This window comes from Nocardioides daejeonensis (assembly GCF_003194585.1).
Taxonomy (GTDB): Bacteria; Actinomycetota; Actinomycetes; order Propionibacteriales; family Nocardioidaceae; genus Nocardioides; species Nocardioides daejeonensis.
Genome location: NZ_QHKZ01000001.1, coordinates 196,310 through 217,595, shown reverse-complemented (window position 1 = coordinate 217,595; position 21,286 = coordinate 196,310). Strand labels below are relative to the sequence as shown.

Annotated in this window: 22 protein-coding genes; 11 read left to right on the top strand and 11 right to left on the bottom strand. The window is 69.2% G+C overall.

Annotated features, from left to right (window positions below; translation table 11 throughout):
- Window positions 1–280: 280 nt before the first annotated feature.
- The 5 genes from DNK54_RS01035 to DNK54_RS01015 are packed head-to-tail and all read right to left on the bottom strand — an operon-like array spanning window position 281 to window position 3,703.
- Complete coding sequence (locus DNK54_RS01035) at window positions 281–946, bottom strand: response regulator (protein WP_110205104.1); 666 nt, start codon at window positions 944–946, stop codon at window positions 281–283.
- Window positions 947–1,002: 56 nt separating this feature from the next.
- Window positions 1,003–1,260, bottom strand: a complete 258-nt coding sequence (locus DNK54_RS01030) for a GlsB/YeaQ/YmgE family stress response membrane protein (protein WP_239459843.1) — start codon at window positions 1,258–1,260, stop codon at window positions 1,003–1,005.
- Window positions 1,261–1,311: 51 nt separating this feature from the next.
- On the bottom strand, window positions 1,312–1,824 hold the full coding sequence (locus DNK54_RS01025; protein ID WP_110205103.1) for a flavin reductase family protein: 513 nt from the start codon (window positions 1,822–1,824) through the stop codon (window positions 1,312–1,314).
- Window positions 1,821–2,975: a MacS family sensor histidine kinase gene (gene macS / locus DNK54_RS01020; protein ID WP_110205102.1), complete on the bottom strand. Its 1,155-nt coding sequence runs from the start codon at window positions 2,973–2,975 to the stop codon at window positions 1,821–1,823. Before macS ends, DNK54_RS01025 begins: the two co-directional genes overlap by 4 nt.
- A gap of 8 nt (window positions 2,976–2,983) precedes the next feature.
- A complete protein-coding gene (locus DNK54_RS01015; RefSeq protein WP_110205101.1) occupies window positions 2,984–3,703 on the bottom strand; it encodes a lysophospholipid acyltransferase family protein in 720 nt (239 codons plus the stop codon).
- Window positions 3,704–3,797: 94 nt separating this feature from the next.
- Here DNK54_RS01015 and DNK54_RS01010 point away from each other — a divergent pair, with 94 nt between their 5' ends.
- Complete coding sequence (locus tag DNK54_RS01010) at window positions 3,798–4,571, top strand: alpha/beta hydrolase (RefSeq protein ID WP_239459842.1); 774 nt, start codon at window positions 3,798–3,800, stop codon at window positions 4,569–4,571.
- A 49-nt stretch (window positions 4,572–4,620) separates the two neighbouring features.
- Entirely contained in the window at window positions 4,621–5,073 is a 453-nt protein-coding gene (locus DNK54_RS01005; protein ID WP_110205099.1) for a hypothetical protein, read from the top strand.
- Between the two features lie 9 nt (window positions 5,074–5,082).
- Here DNK54_RS01005 and DNK54_RS01000 read toward each other — a convergent pair whose 3' ends face one another.
- Window positions 5,083–5,874: a helix-turn-helix domain-containing protein gene (locus DNK54_RS01000; RefSeq protein WP_110205098.1), complete on the bottom strand. Its 792-nt coding sequence runs from the start codon at window positions 5,872–5,874 to the stop codon at window positions 5,083–5,085.
- A gap of 149 nt (window positions 5,875–6,023) precedes the next feature.
- Between DNK54_RS01000 and tcuA the strand changes: the two genes are divergently transcribed.
- From tcuA to DNK54_RS00975, 5 genes are read left to right on the top strand one after another with little or no spacing between them, the layout of a single operon-like run.
- Complete coding sequence (tcuA, locus tag DNK54_RS00995; RefSeq protein WP_110205097.1) at window positions 6,024–7,520, top strand: FAD-dependent tricarballylate dehydrogenase TcuA; 1,497 nt, start codon at window positions 6,024–6,026, stop codon at window positions 7,518–7,520.
- A gap of 3 nt (window positions 7,521–7,523) precedes the next feature.
- On the top strand, window positions 7,524–8,522 hold the full coding sequence (locus DNK54_RS00990) for a Bug family tripartite tricarboxylate transporter substrate binding protein (protein ID WP_239459841.1): 999 nt from the start codon (window positions 7,524–7,526) through the stop codon (window positions 8,520–8,522).
- On the top strand, window positions 8,519–9,010 hold the full coding sequence (locus DNK54_RS00985; protein ID WP_110205096.1) for a tripartite tricarboxylate transporter TctB family protein: 492 nt from the start codon (window positions 8,519–8,521) through the stop codon (window positions 9,008–9,010). The genes DNK54_RS00990 and DNK54_RS00985 overlap by 4 nt, the downstream gene beginning before the upstream one ends.
- A 12-nt stretch (window positions 9,011–9,022) precedes the next feature.
- Entirely contained in the window at window positions 9,023–10,582 is a 1,560-nt protein-coding gene (locus DNK54_RS00980) for a tripartite tricarboxylate transporter permease (protein ID WP_110205095.1), read from the top strand.
- Window positions 10,579–11,712, top strand: coding sequence for an MFS transporter (locus DNK54_RS00975; RefSeq protein WP_110205094.1), 1,134 nt, complete (start codon window positions 10,579–10,581; stop codon window positions 11,710–11,712). Before DNK54_RS00980 ends, DNK54_RS00975 begins: the two co-directional genes overlap by 4 nt.
- Here DNK54_RS00975 and DNK54_RS00970 read toward each other — a convergent pair.
- Genes DNK54_RS00970 through DNK54_RS00950 form a run of 5 tightly spaced genes read right to left on the bottom strand, consistent with a single transcriptional unit; the run spans window position 11,699 to window position 15,602 of the window.
- Window positions 11,699–12,658: an ROK family protein gene (locus DNK54_RS00970; RefSeq protein ID WP_110205093.1), complete on the bottom strand. Its 960-nt coding sequence runs from the start codon at window positions 12,656–12,658 to the stop codon at window positions 11,699–11,701. The two genes, DNK54_RS00975 and DNK54_RS00970, sit on opposite strands and share 14 nt — an antisense overlap.
- On the bottom strand, window positions 12,655–13,548 hold the full coding sequence (locus tag DNK54_RS00965; RefSeq protein WP_110205746.1) for an ROK family protein: 894 nt from the start codon (window positions 13,546–13,548) through the stop codon (window positions 12,655–12,657). The genes DNK54_RS00970 and DNK54_RS00965 overlap by 4 nt, the downstream gene beginning before the upstream one ends.
- Window positions 13,545–13,994: a hypothetical protein gene (locus tag DNK54_RS00960; RefSeq protein WP_110205092.1), complete on the bottom strand. Its 450-nt coding sequence runs from the start codon at window positions 13,992–13,994 to the stop codon at window positions 13,545–13,547. The genes DNK54_RS00965 and DNK54_RS00960 overlap by 4 nt, the downstream gene beginning before the upstream one ends.
- Window positions 13,991–15,160 (bottom strand): ArsA family ATPase, encoded by a 1,170-nt coding sequence (locus DNK54_RS00955; protein ID WP_110205091.1) that lies wholly within the window; start codon window positions 15,158–15,160, stop codon window positions 13,991–13,993. Before DNK54_RS00955 ends, DNK54_RS00960 begins: the two co-directional genes overlap by 4 nt.
- 4 nt (window positions 15,161–15,164) lie before the next feature.
- Window positions 15,165–15,602 (bottom strand): SRPBCC family protein, encoded by a 438-nt coding sequence (locus DNK54_RS00950; protein ID WP_110205090.1) that lies wholly within the window; start codon window positions 15,600–15,602, stop codon window positions 15,165–15,167.
- A 137-nt stretch (window positions 15,603–15,739) separates the two neighbouring features.
- Between DNK54_RS00950 and DNK54_RS00945 the strand changes: the two genes are divergently transcribed.
- The 4 genes from DNK54_RS00945 to DNK54_RS00930 all read left to right on the top strand — a co-directional run bounded on the left by DNK54_RS00945 (window position 15,740) and on the right by DNK54_RS00930 (window position 21,285).
- Window positions 15,740–17,527 (top strand): AMP-dependent synthetase/ligase, encoded by a 1,788-nt coding sequence (locus tag DNK54_RS00945; protein ID WP_110205089.1) that lies wholly within the window; start codon window positions 15,740–15,742, stop codon window positions 17,525–17,527.
- Between the two features lie 288 nt (window positions 17,528–17,815).
- The gene (cpaB, locus tag DNK54_RS00940; protein ID WP_162602257.1) at window positions 17,816–18,562 is read left to right on the top strand and encodes a Flp pilus assembly protein CpaB; all 747 of its coding nucleotides are present in this window, start codon (window positions 17,816–17,818) and stop codon (window positions 18,560–18,562) included.
- A complete protein-coding gene (locus tag DNK54_RS00935) occupies window positions 18,562–19,749 on the top strand; it encodes a CpaE/TadZ family protein (RefSeq protein ID WP_110205087.1) in 1,188 nt (395 codons plus the stop codon). Before cpaB ends, DNK54_RS00935 begins: the two co-directional genes overlap by 1 nt.
- 66 nt (window positions 19,750–19,815) lie before the next feature.
- Window positions 19,816–21,285, top strand: coding sequence for a TadA family conjugal transfer-associated ATPase (locus DNK54_RS00930; RefSeq protein WP_110205086.1), 1,470 nt, complete (start codon window positions 19,816–19,818; stop codon window positions 21,283–21,285).
- The last annotated feature ends 1 nt before the right edge of the window (window position 21,286 follow it).

Sequence of the window (21,286 nt, the reverse complement as noted above, 5' to 3'; positions counted from 1 at the left end):
GTTGGGCGGGCTGTTGCAAGGCGGCGTCGACAGGCACGAAGAGCCGCGGCGCCACCCGACGCCACCGACGGCCGCGTGCGGTGCTCGGCTTCGGCCCCGTCACCCCACGAGCATCGGCGCGCGTCGGCCAGACCAGGTGCGGCGGTGGCAGCAGCGGAGGCGGAGCCCAGGACATGTGCCGACCCTGCCGGGTTCGAAGAGTCCGCTGCCTTCGTTCTCCACAGGCGGAGGATCCCGTGTGAATCCTGTGCACTTCTGCGGCCGAAGAAGTGCACAGGATTCACATGGGATCCTCCGGGTCCTCGTCGAGCCCCTGATCGATCGCCCAGCGGGTGAGCTGCACACGGTTGTGCAGTTGCAGCTTGCTCAGGGTGTTCTGCACGTGGTTCTGCACGGTGCGGTGCGAGACCACGAGGCGGTCGGCGATCTGCTTGTAGGAGAGCCCCTTCGCCACGAGCCTGAGCACCTCGGTCTCACGCGCCGTCAGCTTCGGACCGGGCTCCTCCTGGAGGCGGCGGTACTCCCCGAGCACCAGACCGGCGAGTCCGGGAGTGAAGACGGTGTCGCCCCGAGCGACGCGGCGTACGGCGGCGATGAGCTCCTCCCGGGATGCGGACTTCACGAGGTAGCCCGTGGCGCCCGCCTTCACTGCAGCAAGCACGTCCTCCTGCTCGCCCGAGGCGGAGAGGATCAGCACCCGGGTCGACGGGTCCTGGCGAATGACCTCGGCAGTGACCTCAACGCCACCCGGGCCGGGGATCTGCAGGTCCAGCACGAGGAGCTGGGGGCGGTCGGCGCGGAAGCGGGCGAGGGCCTCGTCGCCGCTGGCGGCGACGGCCACCACGTCGAAGCCCGCGGCCAACAGGTCGCGCCCCACCGCGTCGCGCCACATCGGGTGGTCGTCGACGACCATCACCCGCACCGGATCCGAGACGTCCTGGGTCATGGCAGCACCGTAGACGACGTGCCTCCGGTGTGCCCGGCAACCCGGTGGTGTCGGGGTCAGCCCTTCTTCGAGATGCTCTCGGCGATCGGGATGATCACGATGGCGGCGATCACCGCGACAACGAAGCCGATGAAGTTGAGCTCGTCGAGGCTGCCCGAACCGATCAGCGTGGCAACCACACCACCGATGAGGGCGGCGACCAGTCCAACGCCGATCGTCGCCATCATGCTCAAGGACTGCTTGCCCGGGCGGAGCACCCGCGCCAGGACACCGATCACGACACCGATGAGCAGGAAACCCAGGATCTGAATCATGTCTCCATGACACACCCACCGCCGACCGGTGTCCAGAACCCTCGCGGCGGGTCACTCCGGCCGGTGCCAGCGGCCACGCCGGTGCTCGAGCGGCTGGTGCTCCTCCCCCAGCGTGATCTCCTCGATGACGGCGCAGACCTCGGTGGACCACCCGATGTCGCGCAGTGACTCCACACGCACCCCCGCCCAGGTCGAGGCGGTCGCTAGCCGCGGCCCCCACGCGGTGTCGACGAACGGCGCGTGGGCGAACGGACCACCCGGTGCGGGCGCGGTGCCTGCGAACATCTCGGCCAGGTCCCGGTGCTCCCAGGCAAGCAACTGGACGACGCATGGAACGCCGATCCGCACCACATCGGCCAGGTCCGAGTCCGGGTCGACCAGTGCCAGCACCCGGGCCGGATCGCCGGGCGCCACCATGAGCGAGGAGACCGTGAGACCGGCCCGCGCGGCTGCCTCGCCCGTCGTCCAGAGGCTCACCGCGCCGCCGAGCCGCCCCCGGAGGCGTCGGGCCTGGTCGCGCTGCTCCGGCGGCTGGGCGAACGGGTGGGAGTCATGGATGGTCATGCGGGCGCCCTCCTCGGCACAGTGAACTCCCACTCGACGCCGAGGCCGGTGTCGGTGAAGAGCAACGCCTCCCCGCCCAGGTCGCGGATCCGACCGCGGATCGACTCCACCACGCCAAGGCGGCCCTCGGCGGCGGCCGCCTCCAGGCGGCCGGCCGGGATCCCCGGCCCCTCGTCCCTGATCGTGACGACCACTTGGTCGCTCAGGCTCTCCACCAGCACCCAGGCTCGCGCGTCGGAGCCCACGTGCCGGGCGACGTTGGCCAGGCACTCCGTGGCCACCGCAGCGATCTCGTCGACGGTGCCGCGCGCCATCTCGACCGGACCGCCCGGCCCGGAGGTCTCGACACGGAGGCCGCTCGACGCCGCGACCTGCTCCAGGGCACCGACCAGGTCGGCGACCGCCGACCACGGTGCCGCAGAGGTGTCCTGCTGCCGGATCAGGGTGCGCAGCGCCTGCTCCTGTTCGCCGGCGAGAGCACCTAGCTCCGCGGCCGGACCGCCGAGCTCCGTGCCTCTGCGCTGCACCAGGGCCAGCACCTGCAGCACGCCGTCGTGCACCACGCGAGCCAACCGGGCCCGCTCCGCGGCGGCTGCGGCAGCGCGCTCCGCCGCCGCTCGGGAGGCCGCCATCTCCTGCAGCGACCCACAGAGGTAGCCGACGATCGGCCCGGCGATCATCAGCAGGAAGACGTTGGCGTAGTTGGTCTGCGTGATGTGGTCACGGATCGCCAGGTCGACCGTGCTGATCACCGCAGCGGCCACGAGACCGCCACGCCACCGCCACTGGACGGCGCAGGCGAGCAGGGCTCCGGCGACCCAGAAGCCGGGGACCGAGGCGTTGAACCACGGCCCCTTCACGACCAGGGTCGACAGGAGTGACGCCACCGTCATCGTCATGTCGGCGATCAACAGGGCGGGCACCCGGCGTTGCGGGGCGGCGTACGCCCAGATGGCGAAGGCGGTCCAGGCGCCCATGGCGACCAGGACGGCGACGCCGAGGCGCGGGTGGGAGAAGTTGGCGCGATGCACGTTGAGCGCGATGGCGTTCAGCAGCACCACGATCCGCAGCACCGCCAGTGCACGGTACAGCCGGTCCTCGACAGCCACGACCGCAGGGTCGAGGGTGCGCGAGGCGAGCAGGGAGGGCATGGCCCGGCTCAGGAGGCCTGCTTGCGCTCGGCCGCTGCCTCCCGCTCGGCGCGCTTGGACTCCTCCTTGGCGCGCGTGGCGTACATGTCGACGTACTCCTGACCGGAGAGGTTCATGATCTCGTACATGATCTCGTCGGTCACCGAGCGCAGGATGTAGCGGTCGTTCTCGAGTCCCTCGTAGCGGGAGAAGTCCAGCGGCTTGCCGTAGCGGACGACCGGACGGGTGAAGCGGCCGAACTTCTTGCCGGGGGGCGCGACGACGTCGGTGCCGATGACGGCCACCGGGATCACCGGGACGCCGGTCTCCAGGGCGAGGCGGGCTACGCCGGTCTTCCCGCGGTAGAGCCTGCCGTCGTGTGAGCGGGTCCCTTCGGGATAGATGCCGAAGAGCTCACCGCGGTCGAGCACCTGCTTGGCGGAGATGAGTGCCCCCTCCGCCGCGTTCGCCCCCGAGCGATCGATGGGGATCTGGCCCGAGCCACGGAAGAAGTGCTTCTGGAACCAGCCCTTGATGCCCGGGGTGGTGAAGTACTCCGCCTTCGCCACGAAGGAGACGCGACGCGGCAGGGTGAGCGGCATGAAGAGCCAGTCGGCGTACGAGAGATGGTTGCTGGCCAGGATCGCCGGGCCCTCGGTCGGCACGTGCTCCAACCCGTCCGCCTGGGGGCGGAACACGAGTCGCAGCAGCGGCCCCAGCGCGATCAGCTTCAGGAACCAGTAGAACACCCGACCAGACCTCCTCGAGAACGACGTGTGTCGTCGGACGAAACACTATCCCCACTCGCCGCCCAGACCGATGCTCGTGCGGCAGAATCGAGACGTGACCGACGACTCCTTGCAGCCTCTGTCCCTGCCCGGCCAGCCGTTGGGCCCCGACGGCCTCCGCATCGGCGTGCTGGTCTGTCACGGGTTCACCGGCTCGCCGGCATCGATGCGACCGTGGGGCGAGCACCTTGCCGCCGCCGGTTTCGCCGTCGAGCTCCCTCGTCTGCCGGGGCACGGCACAACGTGGGAGGAGATGGACGGTACTCGCTGGCCGGACTGGTACGCCGAGGCGAAACGGGCGTTCGCGATCCTGCGGGAGCAGAACGATCTCGTCTTCCTCGCCGGCCTCTCCATGGGCGGCACGCTCTCGTTGCGGCTCGCCGCGGACCACCCCGGCGAGGTTGCCGGACTGCTCCTCGTGAACCCCGCCGTGCGCTCCGACAACAAGCAGCTTCTCGCGCTCCCGTTGTTGAAGTGGGTCCTGCGCAAGATGCCGGGCATCGGCAACGACATCAAGCTGTCCGGCGCCGACGAGCGCGGGTACGACGTCACTCCGCTGAAGCCGCTCGCCTCGATGGTCGGCGCGTGGAAGGAGCTGCGGCCCGTTCTGCCCACGATCACGACCCCGCTGCGGCTCTTCCGCTCCACCGAGGACCACGTCGTGGACCCGTCGTCAGCCGCCCTGATCATGGCGACCGTCGGTTCGTCGGACAAGCGGGAGATCCTGCTCGAGAACAGCTACCACGTCGCCACGATCGACCATGACGCACCGCTGATCTTCGCCGAGTCGGTCGCCTTCATCCGCTCCGTCGCACATCTCCCGGACTGAGGGGTTCCGGGGTCGTCTCCTGCTTCGGGAGGGTCGTAGGCTCGTAGGCGTGAAGCCCGGGGACGAGGACGAGGCCTGGCGGCAGATCGTCGAGAACTACGGCGATACGCCGTCCGTGGGCGATCTCGCCTCGACCGATGAGCCAGGCGCCTCCTCGCAGCTTCCCGAGGAGACCTCAGCCGAGGCTCTGGCCGCGTGGAGCGTGGATCCGGACCCGGAGCCCGAGCCTGCACGGTGGACCCCGGAGCCCTGGGAGGACGAGGGCGGCTTCGTCCCTCCACCCACCCCGCCGTTCCCCTGGGCGGAGCCGAGGCGCCTGGTTGCCTGGCTCGGCGTCTTCCTCGCGCCCTCCGTGATGCTGATCGGCCTGGTCCTCGCCCAGCGCTTCCCCGGCTGGCTGAGCGGCCTCCTCGTCGCCTGGTTCGTCGGTGGCTTCCTCTATCTCGTCGCCACCATGCCTCGCGGCGGTCGCGACCCCTGGGACGACGGCTCGCGGATCTGAGCCGCTCGCTCAGCCCTCCAGCTTGCCGTTGCCGCCCGTCGGCGCGCGTGTGTAGCGGGCCGGGGTGATGCCGAAGACCGCCTTGAACGCAGAGATGTAGGAGCTCACGTTGGAGTAGCCGACGTGATGCGCCGCGTTGCTGACCGACAGACCGGCGTTGAGCACCTCGATCGAGCGAACCACACGGACCCGTTGGCGCCATTGCTTGAAGGTCAGCCCCGTCTCCTGCCTGAAGAGGCGCTCCAACGTCTTGGAGGACGCCCCCACGCGGCGGCCCCAGTCGTCCAGCGTCAGCTCGCTCTGCGGCTCCTCCAGGAGCGCCTCCGTCACCTTCATCAGCCGGTCGTCCTGACCGGTGGCCAGGTCGATCTGCACCACGTCGAGGTCCGCGAGCTCATCAAGCAGCACCCGGGCCAGGTTGCCGGTCGAGTCGCGCTGGTCGTAGTGCATGTCACGTGAGGTGAACTCAAGCACCAGATGCCGGAGGAAGTCCGACATCTGCACGGCACAGGCGGCAGCGGGGCCGGTCGGCCGCGCTGCGGTCACATAGATCGTGCAGTGCAGAAGCGGGCCGTCACCCACCCGGATCGCATGCTCGACCATCGGGGGGATCCACAGTCCCTCCCGAGGCCCGATGATCCATCGTCGGCCCGGCGTGGTCAGCGTCATCGTGCCGTAGTCGGCGAAGACCAGCTGCGCGCGCGCATGGGCATGCGGCGTGATCACCGCGCCGGCCTCGTGATGACGCGTGACGGCGACGACCGGTTGCTGGTGCGGCAACCACGGGGAACGCAACTCCACCCGGCCACCCTAGACCATGATGTCGTTTCATCAGTATTTCTTGGCCAGATATCGCTACAACTCCCGCGCCTCCCGCTGCAAGCATGGCCCGCATCACACGCCCCGATCCTGCCGCGGGCGGTGTTCACCCAAGGAGATGAACCCCGAAAATGACTCCCCCACCGTCCTACGACGTGGTTGTCGTCGGAGCCGGCAACGCCGCTCTCTGCGCCGCCCTGTCGGCGCGCGAGCACGGCGCATCGGTGCTGATCGTCGAGGCTGCCCCCGAGAACGAACGCGGTGGCAACAGTGCCTTCCACGGCGGCATCTTCCGCTTCGCCTTCGACACCGTGGACGACCTGCTTCAGGTCTGCCCCGACATCAGCCAGCACGAACTCGACACGATCGACTTCGGCAGCTACCCAAGCAGTCAGTACTACGAGGACCTCGCCCGCCTCAGCGGCTACAAGGCCGATCCCGACCTGATCGCCCTGATCGCCGACGAGAGCTTCTCCGCCGCACGCTGGCTCTACACCCAGGGCGTGCGCTTCCAGCCCAGCACCGGTCGCCAGACCTTCCGCGTCGAGGGCAAACAGAAGGTCTGGGGCGGCGTCGGCCTGATCATGTCGGGTGGTGGAGCCGGCGAGATCGAGCGGCTGTTCCGCCGGGTGGCTGAGGAGTCCATCGACGTCTGGTACGACACCGAGGCTCGCTCGCTCGTCAGCGACGCAGCAGGCGTGCACGGCGTGCTGGTCCACCGCGGGAAGGAGACCATCGAGATCTCGTGCAAGTCCGTCGTCCTGGCCTGCGGCGGGTTCGAGGCCAACGCCGAGATGCGGGCCCGCTACCTGGGCGTCGGCTGGGACGCCGCCCACGTGCGGGGAAGCCGCTTCAACACCGGCCGCGGCCTGCAGATGGCGCTGGATGCCGGCGCCGCCTCCTGCGGGCTGTGGTCGGCGAAGCACGCGGCCGCTACCGACCTCAACACGCCGCCCTTCGGCGACTACAAGCTCGGCGACCGCTTCCAGCGCCACAACTTCCCCATGGGCATCCTGGTGAACCGGGACGGCAAGCGCTTCGTCGATGAAGGCTCCGGCATCCAGAGCTACATCTACTCACGAGCCGGGGACTGGATCATCCAGCAGCCGGGCAACATCGCCTATCAGGTGTTCGACCAGCGGGTGGTGCCCATGCTGCGCGACGAGTACCGGACCAGGGAGGCCACCCGGATCGAAGCCGACACCCTGGACGGGCTGGCTGCGAAGCTCCCGCAGATCGATGCTCAGCAGTTCGTCGAGACGGTCCGGGAGTTCAACGAGGCCGTGGATGTGACGAAGGAGTTCGACCCGAACGGCCTCGACGGTCGCGGCACCCGCGGCCTTGCGATCAACAAGTCGAACTGGGCGAACCCCTTGGACGCCCCTCCGTTCGTCGCCTTCCCGGTGACCGCGGGCATCACCTTCACCTTCGGCGGCATCCGGGTCGACACCTCGGCCCAGGTGCAGTCCACCGTCGGTCAGGCGATCGATGGTCTCTACGCCGCCGGCGAGATGGTCGGCGGCCTCTACTACGACAACTACGCAGGCGGCACCGGTTCGGTCTCCGGTGCGGTCTTCGGCCGGATCGCCGGTCGTGAAGCGGCGCTCAGCGCCCAGAAGGGACGATGACCCATGACCATCTCGCTCATGAAGCGCGTCAAAGTGGCGATCGTGGCCCTCGCCCTGGTCGCCGCCGCATCCGCCTGTGCCGTCGGCGAAGGCAGCGGCAACGGTGACGAAGGCGGCGACTACCCCAGCCAGGCGATGGACTGGACGATCGCGTTCGGCCCCGGCGGGGGCAACGACCGGCTCTCTCGGCAGATCGTGGAGATCCTGCAGCAGGAGGACCTCTACCCCGAGGACATCATGCTGGAGAACCGCGAGGGCGGGAGCGGTGCTACCGGTTGGGGCTACCTCTACAGCCAGAAGGGCTCCGGCTACGGCATCGCCACCACCTCCGGCTCGTTCATCACCACGCCACTCCAGGCCGACACCGGCTGGACCGGAGCCGACTTCACGCCTGTCGGATCCCTGGTGACCGAGGACTCGTTCTTCATGGTGCGTGGCGACTCGGCGTTCAAGACCTGGGCCGACTGGGTGGCCTACGCCAAGGAGAAGGGCACCGTCACCGTCGGCGGCACCGGACTGATCCAGATCAACTTCATCCTGCAGAAGCTGATCGCGTCCGAAGCCGGCTACAAGATCAAGTACGTGCCGTTCAACGAGGACGGCCAGGTCCAGTCGGCTCTGCTCTCCAAGTCCATCGATGCGATGTTCGCCGGCCCCGGCGAGGTGCTCGGCCAGATCGAGGCGGGGAAGATGCGAGCGCTGATGTTCACCGGGCCTGAGCCGTTGGCCCAGGCGCCCGACATCCCCACAGCCGAGTCGCTGGGCATGGCACCGCTGCCCTCTCAGCCCTACGGCCTGGTCCTGCCTCCCGATGCTCCCGACTCGGCCAAGGATTGGTGGATCGCCACCATGAAGAAGGTCGTCGAGACCCCGGCGTGGAAGAAGTTCATCGAGCAGCAGGGCTTCTCCGAGAACGTGATGTGGGACGCCGAGTTCACCACCTACCTCGAGCAGACGACCGAGACCTTCAAGCGGATCCTCACCGAAGAGGGCGCCCTGTGACCAGCGCACGCACGAACGTGGCCTCGGCTCGGGCCGAGGCCACGTTCCTCGGGGCGATGGCGCTCGTCCTGGCCTGGTACACCTGGCACGGGTTCCAGCTCGCCTGGAGCACCCCGTCCTCCGCCATCGGCCCGGGCCTCTTCCCGCGCAGCATCGGAGTCGCAGGCCTGGCCATGACGCTGGTGCTGTTGGCGCGCACCCTGGCGGGCCGGGCCACCTCGGGCGAGGACGGCGCGGGCGCGAACCGCCACTGGCTGCCGCTGGTAGCCGCCCTCGTGGGCGTGTACGTGTGCTTCGTCATGCTGTTCTTCGTCCTCGGCGCCTTCCTGGCCACCGGTCTCTTCTCGATGGGGCTGCTCTCCGTCATCAACCCGGGGCGCCACCTCCTCAACGCCGTCCAGAGCGCAGGGCTCGCGGGCATCCTGCTCCTCCTCTTCGACGGGCTGCTCGGCACCAACTTCCCGAGCGGCATGTTCCTGCCGTTCTGATCCGGAGACGACATGGAAACCATCAACTATCTCGTGGACGGGCTGGCCGCGATCCTGACGGTCAAGAACCTGCTCCTCCTCTCAGCCGGCGTCCTCCTCGGCCAGATCATCGGCGTCATGCCGGGACTCGGCCCGACGGCGGGCATCGCCATCCTTCTTCCTCTGACCTTCAACGCCGACCCGACCGGCGCGATCATCATGCTCGCTGCGATCTACTACGGCTCGATGTATGGCGGCACCATCACCGCAGTGCTCATCAACACGCCAGGCGAGTCAGCGACGGTGGCTACGACGTTCGACGGCTATCCCATGGCGAAGAAGGGACGCGCCGGGCAGGCCCTCGTGATCGCCGCGGGCGCATCGTTCATGGCCGGCATCGTCGGCGCCGTCCTGATCTGCGTGGCGGCTCCCCTCGCCACCAGGGTGACCACGAGCTTCGGACCGCCGGAGATCTTCCTCCTGGTGCTCGCCGGCCTGTTGACGCTCGTGGTGATCATCGACGGAAGCATTCTCCTGGGCCTCCTCTCAGCCCTGCTCGGCTTCGCGATCGCCACCGTGGGTCTGGACGTGGGCACCGGGGCCCAGCGATTCACCTTCGGTTCGCCCGACCTGATCGGCGGCATCGACTTCGTGCCGGTGGCGATCGGCATGTTCGGCGTCGCCGAGGTTCTGCAGGCCTTGCTGCGCGGCGAGCACCGCGGTCCCGGCTCACCCGTCGACTCGAGCGGACGGCTCCGCGACATCTGGCCGAACCGCCAGGAGGTGCGGGAGTCCACCGGGCCGGCTGCCCGCGGCTCCGTGCTCGGCTTCTTCGTCGGAGCCACGCCCGGCGCCGGAGCAACCATCGCCTCGCTCATGTCCTACAACCTGGAGAAGTCGATCTCCAAGGAGCCGGAACGGTTCGGTCAGGGAGCTCCGGCCGGCGTCGCCGGGCCGGAGGCTGCCAACAACGCGGCCGCCACCGGCGCGCTGGTCCCGATGCTGTCGCTCGGCATTCCCGGCTCGTCCTCCACCGCGATTCTGCTCGGCGCGTTCCTGATGTGGGGTCTGCAGCCAGGCCCTCTGCTGATGGAGCAGAACCCGGAGTTCGCCTGGGGGCTGATCGCCAGCATGTTCTTGGGCAACGTCATGCTGCTGCTGATCAACGTGTTCACGATCCCGGTGTTCGCCTCGATCGCGAAGGTGCCGCTCCGCTATCTGGCCACCCCCATCATCGTCCTCGCGACCTACGGCACCTACGCGATCAACAAGAGCGTGTTGGACGTGGCGGTGATGCTGGCCGCGGCGGTCCTGGGCCTCTTCATGCGGAGGTTCGGCATGTCCTGCGCGGCGCTGATCATCGCCCTCGTTCTCGGTCCCCTGGCCGAGATGTCGCTGCGGCAGACGCTGATCATCTCTGACGGCAGCCTCGGCATCTTCCTCGAGCGTCAGGCGTCCGTGGTGCTCCTCGCCTGCCTGGGCGCGATCTTCGCCCTTCCCTTCGCGATCAGCCGGATCCGGAGGCGGCTCTCCGCCTCGTCTGCGAAGCCATCGGAGACCGACGAGCCGAAGCTCCCCACTCCCCTGGGATGACCACCTGGCGGATGCTCCTGGCACATACCTGCCTGCTGCACGCGATCGCCTCGCTCCAGCGCCCGACCGCTACCTATCGGGCGCTGGAGCTCGGCGCCTCCGTGACGGAGATCGGCATCGTGGGCGGCGCGTTCGCGCTCCTTCCGCTCATGCTCGGGCGCCGGGTCGGCGTGGCGATGGGCCATCGGGGCGGGCGCTGGGCCCTGATCATGGGTTCCGCGCTCGTGCTCGCCTCATGCACTCTGGCCGCCCTCGCGAACAGTGTCGCGTTGCTCATCCTCTCCATGCTGCTTCTCGGCCTCGGTCATCTGGCCTGTGCGCTCGGCCAGCAGTACGAGGTGTCGCTGTCTGCATCGGCCGAACGGCTGGATGAGCGTCTGGGCCACTACACGGTGGCCGGGTCCATTGCCCAGGCCGTGGGACCGGCACTCCTCATGCTCGGAAGCAGCGGCTCCGCCGTACCCAGCCAGCGGCTGCTCGGCATCGGCGCGGTGCTGGCGGTGGCCATGATGCTTGTCGGCTGTGCGACATCGGGTTCGGTCCTGCGCGCCGGCTCTGCCGCGGCCGAGCAGGTGGACGCCGCTCCGCGTCGTGGCGAGCTGCGCAGCGCCCTGATGACGGGCGCGTTGGTCCTGGCCTCGGTCGACATCCTGGCCGTCTATCTGCCGCTGGTGATCAGCGAACGAGAAGGCCCCGCCTATGTCGCCGGCCTGCTGCTCACACTGCGCGCTGTCGCCTCAACCCTGTCGCGGGCCGGGTTCGGCCGCCTGATCCGCCGCCTGGGCCGAGAACGGCTTCTGGTCGCATCGCTGCTCGGCGCCGGGACCGGGATCGGGCTCCTTGCCTTCGACCTGCCGGTGGCGGTGCTCGTCGTTACCGTGCTGGTCGCGGGCTTCTGCCTCGGGGTCGGCCAACCCATCACCATCTCCTGGGTGGTGGCCATGACCTCGATCCACCGCCGGGGCGAGGTGCTCGCCACGCGACTCGTCGCCAATCGCGCTGCGCAGCTGGTCCTGCCTGTGGCCGGAGGTGGTGTCGCTGTGCTCGGCGGCGCGGGGGCGGTGCTGCTACTCACTGCCGTGTGTCTCCTCGGGGTGGGGGTCGACGTACGACGCGTCACCTCTCGATGAAGCGCCTCGCGAGGTCGGCAGCGCCGAGGAGGCCGGCATCGGGGCCGAGGCCGGCGGGAAGAACCGGCGGTACGTCGCGGTGCCCGGCCCCGACCAAGGAGTGCTGGAGTCGATGGCGTGCCGGTTCGAGGAGCCGGTCGCCGGCCGCCGCGACCCCGCCTCCGACGACCACCACTGCCGGGTCGAGGGCAGCGACGACGTTGGTGAGGCCGACGCCGAGCCAGTCGCCCACCTTCGAGAAGGCCGCCAGCGCGGCCGTGTCTCCCTGCTCCGCCGCCTCACTGACCATCGGTCCGGTCAGCGCCGCGGGGTCACCACCACAGAGGTCTGCCAGGATCGAGGGGCCGCGGGCGAGAGCCTCCCGGGCGAACCGCTGGAGGGCGTTGCCGCTCGCATACTGCTCCCAGCAGCCGCGGCCACCGCATGGGCACTGCACTCCGTCCGGCACCAGTCGCATGTGGCCGAACTCCCCCGCCATGCCGTTGCGCCCGCGCACCACCCGCCCATCGACGACGAATCCGCCCCCGATTCCGGTGCCCACGGTGATCAGCAACGCCTGGTCCGCGCCGGCGGCCGCGCCGAAGCTCGCCTCCGCATGCGTGGCCGCGGTCGCGTCGTTGTCGAGGACCACCGGCAACGCCCAGCGCTCGGTCAGCCGGGTCCGCACCGGCGCGTCCCGCCACGCCAGATGGGGTGCGAAGCGGATCGCGTCGCCGGACGCGTCGACGAAGCCTGCGGCCGCCAACCCGACTGCTCCGACCTCATGCCCCTCACGCACCTGCACGAGCAGGGCGTCGATCGCGTCCTCGAGCGCACGCTCTCCCAGCGCCCTGGCGGGGGTCACGGCGCGGGCGGTAGCCAGCAGCTCGCGCCCGGCGGAGACCAGCCCGGCAACGATCTTCGTACCACCGACATCGATCCCGACGACGGCCGGCGCCGCGGTCACGCCCGCTCCATCAGGGCCAGATGGGCGGCGCCGACCAGACCCGCGGTGTTGCCGAGCAGCGCCGGCACCAGGCGCGGCGCCGGCCGCTCCGGCCCGCCGGGCAGCTCGGCGAGGAGCGCGGTGCGCGCCGGCGTGAGCAACAGGTCACCGACCTCTGCGACCCCGCCGCCGAGCACGATGACCTCGGGGTCGAGCACCGCGACCAGCGAGGCCAGGCCCACCCCCAGGTGCGTGCCCAGCTCCTCGAAGAGCCGGACCGCGCCGGCATCTCCGGACTGGGCCAGCTCTGCGAGCATGGGGCCGTCCGTGTCGGGCGGGGCAGCCGCGACGAGCGCGCTTCCGCTGGCGTACTGCTCCAGGCAGCCCCGACGGCCGCACCCGCACGGCCGACCGTCCGGCACGAGGGTGACGTGACCGATCTCGGCTGCCATGCCATGGCCGCCCCTGCGCAGTTCGCCACCGAGCACGATGCCACCACCGACGCCGGTGCCGACCGCGACGAGCAGCAGGTCATCGACGCCCCGCCCCGCGCCGAACGTGCGCTCGCCCCAGGCCGCAGCGTTGCCGTCGTTCTCAACGACCGCCGGAAGACCGGTCCGTGACGAGACGAGGTCGCGTAGCGGTACGTCTCGCCAAGCGAGGTTGGGCGCGGTGACCGCCCGCGCGCGATCACGGTCGACGAAGGCGGCGACGGAGAGCCCGACCGCCTCGACGGCATGGTCCGTGCGGAGCGACTCGACGAGGCCGACCACCGCCTCGACCAGTTCGTCGCTGGAATCGGACGGGGTCGCCGTACGGCGCGAAGCGAGGACGTGCCCGTGTTGATCCACCACACCGGCCGCGATCTTGGTGCCGCCGACGTCGATCCCGACGGCAAGCCCCCTGCTCATGGCGTCGGACGGTCCCCGTGCTCCGGCACCTCCGAGTCCGGCCACTCATCGTCCACGGGGATGTGCTCCACGTCGTCGGAGCGTCTCTTGGGCGCGTCGTCCGGCACCGCGGTCGCCATCAGCGCCGCGGCTGCCTGCAGCAGGTTGGCGCCGGCGACCGCAAGGTGGGACTTCACCTCGGGGCTGAGCTCACGGATCGTGTGCACTGCCCGGCACACCGGGCAGTAGGTGCACTCCGAACTGCCCGTTGCGATGTGCTCGTTGACGTCGTTGAACGCGTGCGCGGCCCCGGTCGCGAAACCCGAGAGTCCATCGCCGAGGTCGCCGCCCTGATCCTTCGCCCAGTCCGACAAGGCACCGAAGAGCTTCATCGCCTCTTCGGCGACCGAGCCGACCGGCTCGCCCGTCGGGCCGCCCGGGGGCACGTGGCCGTCGGTTCCACTCACTTGCCCACCTCCTCGAATCTGACCTGTAGGGCACCGTCCACCACCCGCGCGCCGCGCACCGCGTGCCGCGACAGTCCGGGTGGGAGGGTGAGCAGTCGACGATAGGCCCCCACGGTCACCACGAGGTCATCTCCGTGCCGAGCGAGATCAACGTCACTGCGGTCCACGTTGGGCAGCTCCAGGGTCAGCACCGCGCCGGCGGAGGTGCGCGAGAGCCGCAGCGGACCGTCCCCGAGCGGTGGCGCGAGCGGGTCGCTGTCGGCGTACACCTCGTCGGCCAGCGTATGCAGCGCCGGGACGCCGACCGGCTCTGCAGCCCGGTACGTCGAGCGCCACCGGGTCAGGCCACTGAAGGACTGGTCGACCTCGGTCAGCACCTTGCTCTGGGCGGCCACCCAGCCCTCACGCCACGGATCGCCGGAGCCGGCCGGGAAGATCCGGTTCACGACCACGCCGTCGACGCGGTAGCCGAAGAGCGACAGCGTGGTGAAGGAGCGCCGCGCCTCCGCGAGCACCACCGTCTCCGGTGTCATCACGATCCGCACGCTGGCGTCAGGCCCCGACAGCAGCCGACGTACCTCGTCGAGCTCCGCGTGCAGCCGCTCGACGGCGTCGAAGACCGTGTCCTGCGGCATCGGCACGCCGGCAGCCCGCGTCAGCACCGGCTTCAGCGCCTTGACCACCTTGCGCTCGAACGGGAAAACCCGCTCCATGTACCAACCGAGCGCCTCCGGCAGCGCGAGCAGCCGGAGCGTCTCGGCGGTGGGCGCGCAGTCGACGACGATCACGTCCCAACCTCCGGAGAGCGCGTGCAGACGCAGCTCGAGGAGGGCCAGCACCTCCTCGGCGCCGGGGATCACGGTCAGCTCCTCGGCAGCCACCGGGTCGACGCCGGCGACATCGAGCACGGAGAGCAAGTAGCGCTGGATGTCGGACCAGGACTCCTCGAAGCGACGCTGCGCGTCGACCTGCTGCACGTGCAGGTTGGCGGAGATGAGCGTGGGCTCGGAACCGACCTGGACTCCGAACGCATCGGCCAGGGAGTGTGCGGCATCGGTCGAGAGCACCAGCGTGCGCAGGCCCCGCGCTGCAGCCTGGGCGGCGGTCGCGGCGGCCACGGTGGACTTGCCGACGCCTCCCTTGCCGGTGAAGAGCAGGATCCTCACGCGGTCAGGCGGACTCGACGCGCTTCTTGAGACCCTTCAGCGCGGTGTCGATGAGGATCTTCTCGCCCTTGCGCTTGAGCATGCCGATGAGCGGGATCGAGACGTCGAGGGAGAGCCGGTAGGTGACCTCGGTGCGACTGCCGCCGAGGTCGCGCAGCACGTAGGCACCGTTGAGGGCACGCAGCATCTTGCCCTCCACGAGGGTCCAGGTGACCTGGCGGTCGCCGTCCCAGATGTAGGCGAGCGTGTATTCGTCCTTGATCGGCGGCACGTCGAGCTCGAAGTAGACCTGCTCGCCGCGACCGTCGGCGGTGCTCCGACGCACGTCGGCGGTGCGTACGCCCTTGGCCCATTCGGGGTAGGCGGCGAAGTCGGCGATCACGGCCATCACGGCGCTCGGCGCCGCGTCGACGATGATCGACGACGTGGTCTGTTCAGCCATCGCGTTCCCCTGCCATGTGTGGGCCGACCGGTTCGGCGAGCGTACCGGATGGCGGCGACGGCCCTACGGGGCGGTAACGTGCAGCGACACTGTATGGGACGAGTGCCAGCGGCACCGCACTTTCAGGAGGTATCCCCTTGCGTGAGTTCTCCACGCCTCTGACTGTCGAGATTCCCGCCACGGGCAACCTCACCGACGATGTGGTCACCAACGGACGCGACCACGCCGATACTGTCGTCTTCAGTCGCAACGTCGCCGGCGCGTGGGAGGACGTGACCGCCGCGGCGTTCCTCGCCGAGGTGCAGCAGGTCGCCAAGGGGCTCGCCGCCTCCGGCATCGAGCCCGGCGATCGCGTGGCGCTCCTGTCCAAGACGCGCTACGAGTGGACGCTGCTCGACTATGCGATCTGGTTCGCCGGCGCCGTGACCGTGCCGATCTACGAGACCTCCTCCGCCGAGCAGATCACGTGGATCCTGGAGGACTCCGGCGCCAAGGGGCTCGTCGCCGAGACCGCCGCACATCGCGACCGGGTCGAGCCGCTGCGCTCCGAGCTGCCCGAGCTCGCGCACCTGTGGACGCTCGACGACGGCGCCGTGGCCGCCCTGACCGAGGCCGGTGCCGGTTTCGACGACGGCGAGCTCGAGACGCGCCGTACGACCGCCTCTCCGGAGAGCCTGGCCACCCTCATCTACACGTCGGGCACGACGGGCCGCCCCAAGGGCTGCATGCTGACGCACGGCAACTTCATGTTCGAGCTGGGCGTGGCAGTCGACGAGCTGGAGCGTCTCTTCGGCGCGCAGAAGTCGTCAACGCTGCTCTTCCTGCCGCTGGCGCACGTCTTCGCCCGGATCATCCAGATCGGTTGCGTGAAGGCTCGCGTGCGTCTGGGACACAGCGCTGACATCAAGAACCTCGTCGACGACCTGGGAGCCTTCCGTCCGACCTTCATCCTCGCGGTACCGCGCGTCTTCGAGAAGGTCTACAACACGGCCTCGCAGCGAGCCGCCGCGGACGGCAAGGGCAAGATCTTCCAGCGCTCCGCCGAGGTCGCCATCGCCTGGAGCCGCGGCCAGGACACCGGCAAGGTGTCGCTGCCGATCCGTCTTCAGCATGCGCTCTTCGACAAGCTCGTCTACTCCAAGCTCCGCACCACGCTGGGCGGCCAGTGCGAGTACGCCGTCTCCGGCGGGGCTCCGCTCGGCGACCGGCTCGGACACTTCTACCGCGGGATCGGCCTCACCATCCTCGAGGGCTACGGCCTGACCGAGACGACGGCCGCGCTGACGGTCAACCTCCCGGACGCGATCAAGATCGGCACGGTCGGTCGCCCGATCGGCGGTACGACGGTGCGCGTGGCCGAGGACGGCGAGCTGCTGTTCAAGGGCGGCCAGGTGCTCACCGGCTACTGGAAGAACGAGACCGCCACCGCGGAGGCACTCACCGACGGCTGGTTCCACACCGGCGACGTCGGCGAGGTCGACGACGAGGGCTTCGTCCGCATCACCGGCCGCAAGAAGGAGATCCTCGTGACCGCGGGGGGCAAGAACGTCGCCCCCGCCGTCCTGGAGGACCGACTGCGCATGCACCCCCTGGTAAGCCAGTGCATGGTCGTCGGCGACGGTCAGCCCTTCATCGCCGCGCTGGTCACGATCGATCCCGAGTACTTCCCCTTCTGGGCGAAGGAGAACGGCAAGACGGGCAGCATCGCCGACCTGGTGGACGACGAGGACCTGCGCGCGGCCGTCGAGTCTGCGGTCGAGGATGCCAACGGCGCCGTCTCGAAGGCGGAGTCGATCCGCAAGTTCACCGTGCTTCCGGTCGACTGGACCGAGGAGGGCGGGCAGCTCACCCCCAGCCTCAAGCTCAAGCGCAACGTCGTGATGCGCGAGTTCCGTGAGGACGTCGAGGCGCTCTACGCCCGCTGACGGAACTCCGCACCGCACCGCTGGCTCCCCGGTTCTCCAGGACCGGGGAGCCAGCCGCATGCATGGGCCCGCTCCAACAATCTCTTGGACATTCGTCCCACAGCCGCCTGGCTCGCGACCGCGCATCCGCTTTGACGGTTTTGCGACTGGTCTAGTCATTTCGAGCCATATGCAGGCAACAATGCTTCACACGCGTCACATATTTGGCATCTTTGACCCCGCGTCGGCCGAGAACCCTCGTGGGGAGGGCTTGGGCGTCTCGTTACGACTCAACGGAAAGTGGTGGTCATGGACCGTCGGAAGATCCTGCTCGTTCTCGCGGCAGTGATTGCAGCTCTCGGCACCCTGTTGGTCTTCCTCTATGTGCAGGGAGCCGATGAGCGGGCGAAGAAGGACATCGAGGCCGTGTCGGTCCTCCAGGCGGTCGAGGACATCGACCCCGGCGAGGCGTTCGACGACGCGGTCACCGCTGGGAAGATCAAGGAGGTCGAGGTACCGAAGGACCAGATCCTGGCCGGTGCCCAGAACGACTCGGAGGCGCTCAGCGGCCTCCGCGCAACGACCCGGATCTTCGCCGGGGAGCAGATCACGTCGAACAAGTTCGGCGGTGGCGTGGTGGAGAGCGAGACCCTGGCCATCCCGGAGGGCATGATGGCGATCTCGATCAACCTGACCGATCCCGCGCGCGTGGCCGGCTTCGTGAACCCGGGCTCCGAGGTGACGCTCTTCGTCACCAAGGTCGACAAGAACACGCAGCTGCCCGTCTACACCGGCACCCTGCTGGAGAAGGTCATGGTGCTCGGCGTGGGCACGACCTCGACGATCACCACCACCTCGACGAACGAGGACGGCGAGTCGGTCACCGAGCAGCTGCCGCGGACGCTGATGACCCTCGCGGTCAACCAGGAGCAGGCCACCAAGATCACGTTCGGCTCCCACGAGGGCGAACTCTCGTTCGGCCTGCTCAACGACGAGTCGAAGGTCGGTCCGGGTCCGGTCGTGAAGCCGGAGAACTTCTTCCCGAGGGCCCGCTGATGACCGTCATCGTCGACAAGGACCCTGCGGTCATCGAACGTCTCTCAACGGCGCTCCCCCGAGCGCACGGCGTCGACTCCGCGGAGACCATGCACGCCTGGCTCGGTCGGCACACCGGCGAGTACGCCGTCGTGTGCGGGCCGAGCCTGGCGCTGGCCGATGCGATCGACATCGCCGAGGGCATGCGCTACACGCGGCCCTCCACCAGCGTCATCCTCGTGCGCGAGGAGGTGGACGCGGAGGTCCTCTACAAGGCGATGCAGTCGGGCGCCCGCGACGTCGTACAGACCGACGACGCCAGTGGTCTGCTCGCGGCGATCGGCCGTGCCGAGCAGTACTGGAAGGCGCTGCACGGTGGTCAGCAGGCCAACATCGTCCGCGACGGCACCGTGGTCACGGTCTTCTCCCCCAAGGGCGGAGTCGGCAAGACGACCACCTCGGTCAACCTGGCGTTGGCCCTGGCCGACGGTGGCACCCGCAAGGTCTGCCTGGTCGACCTCGACCTCGCCTTCGGCGACGTGGCGATCACGATGCAGCTCTTCCCGCACCACACGATCGAAGAGGCCATCGGCGGCGAGGACTCGATCGACTTCGCGATGGTGGAGTCGCTGCTGACCCGGCACGAGCAGTCGCTGATGGTGCTGGCCGCGCCGAGCCTGCCCGATGCCCGCGACCGAGTCACGGCGACGCTGGTGGCCCGGATGATGCGCACCCTCAAGCGGGAGTTCGACTACGTGGTGGTCGACACCTCCCCCAGCTTCGACGAGCAGACGCTCCAGGCGCTGGACGAGACCGACGAGTGCGTGATCGTGGCGACCCTCGACGTGCCGACCCTGAAGAACGTGAAGGTCGCGCTGGAGACTCTCGACCTGCTCAATATCGCGCAGGGCAGCAGGCACCTGCTGCTCAACCGGGCCGACGACGCCGTGGGACTGGACAGCACGAAGGTGGAGGCGATCCTCGGGATGCCGATCACCACGCTCATCCCCTCCTCGATCGACGTCGCCGCCGCCACCAACGCCGGCAAGCCGATCGTGATCGGCGCTCCCTCGCACCCGGCCAGCATCGAGTTCCGCAAGCTCGCGGCGAAGCTGGCCGGCGAGGAGCACGCCGAGCGCAACGAGGAGGTCGCTCCCGCGAAGCAGGAGAGCGGCAAGAGCGGCGCCCTGTGGCGTCGCAAGAAGTGACCTGAGGCAACGCCGGGCAACGGAAGCCGCTGAGCCCTCGGGCACAGGCTATGGGGAGGAAAAGCAATGAGCAGCTTGGGTGATCGGATCGCACGAGCGAAGGCGGGGATCGACGCGCCGACCGACAGTCGCGACGTCGATGCTGCCGAGAGCGTGGTCAACACCGCAGGTACGGCGAGCCGGCCTGGCAAGCGCGCGGCCGTCTCCAGCGAGGTCGACCCGTCGGTCAGCCGCCGCCTGGCGCACGCCGCGACCCAGCACGCGGACCGGCTGGAGGAGCTCAAGGGCAGCATCCACGCCGAGCTGCTTCGCCAGCTCGGCCCGCAGCTCTACGACCTCAACGTGGACCAGGCCGACCTGGAGCAGCGCGTCAAGACGGTGCTGCGCGAGGTGCTGGGCTCCCAGGACCGCCCGCTCAGCGCCTCCGACCGGCAGCAGGTGACCCTCGAAATCACCGACGACATCCTCGGCTACGGCCCGATCGAGCCGTTGCTCCGCGACGACGAGGTCAGCGAGGTCATGGTCAACGGCCATGACCAGGTCTGGGTGGAGCGCAAGGGTCGCCTGCAGTGGGTGGACGTGAAGTTCACCGACGAGGCCCACCTGCGCCGTACGATCGAGAAGATCGTGTCGCGGATCGGTCGCCGGGTCGACGAGTCGAGCCCGATGGTCGACGCTCGGCTCCCCGACGGCTCCCGTGTGAACGCCGTGATCCCCCCGCTCGCGATCGACGGCTCCAGTCTCACGATCCGCAAGTTCGCAGCCGACCCCCTGACCGCCGCCGACCTGGTGCGCTTCGGCTCCATGTCGCAGCGGACCAGCGACTTCCTCGACGCCTGCGTACGCGGCCGGCTCAACATCGTCGTCTCCGGCTCCACCGGCGCCGGCAAGACGACGACGCTCAACGTGCTGTCGTCGTTCATCCCCAGCGACGAGCGCATCGTCACCATCGAGGACGCCGCCGAGCTCCAGCTTCACCAGGAGCACGTGGTGCGCCTGGAGTCGCGCCCGGCGAACCTGGAGGGCAAGGGCGAGGTCGACATTCGCGACCTGGTGAAGAACAGCCTGCGCATGCGCCCCGACCGCATCATCGTCGGTGAGGTCCGTGACGCCTCCGCGCTCGACATGCTGCAGGCGATGAACACCGGCCACGACGGCTCGATCTGTACCGTCCACTCCAACGGTCCCCGCGACACCCTGGCACGCATCGAGACGATGGTGCTGATGGCAGGCATGGACCTGCCGGTCCGGGCTATCCGCGAGCAGGTGGCGTCGGCGGTGGACCTGATCGTGCACCAGGCACGCTTCAAGGACGGCTCCCGCCACATCACGCATGTGACGGAGGTGGAGCGCATGGAGGGCGACGTCATCACGCTCCAGGACATCTTCGTCTACGACCACTCCGCCGGGTTCGACGAGAACGGCCGCAGCCTCGGCCGGCTGCGGGCGACCGGCCTCCGGCCGAAGTTCCTCGAGAAGATGGCCTACGCCAACGTCTCGGTCGACCCGGCCCTCTTCGCCATGGACGGCATGTGAT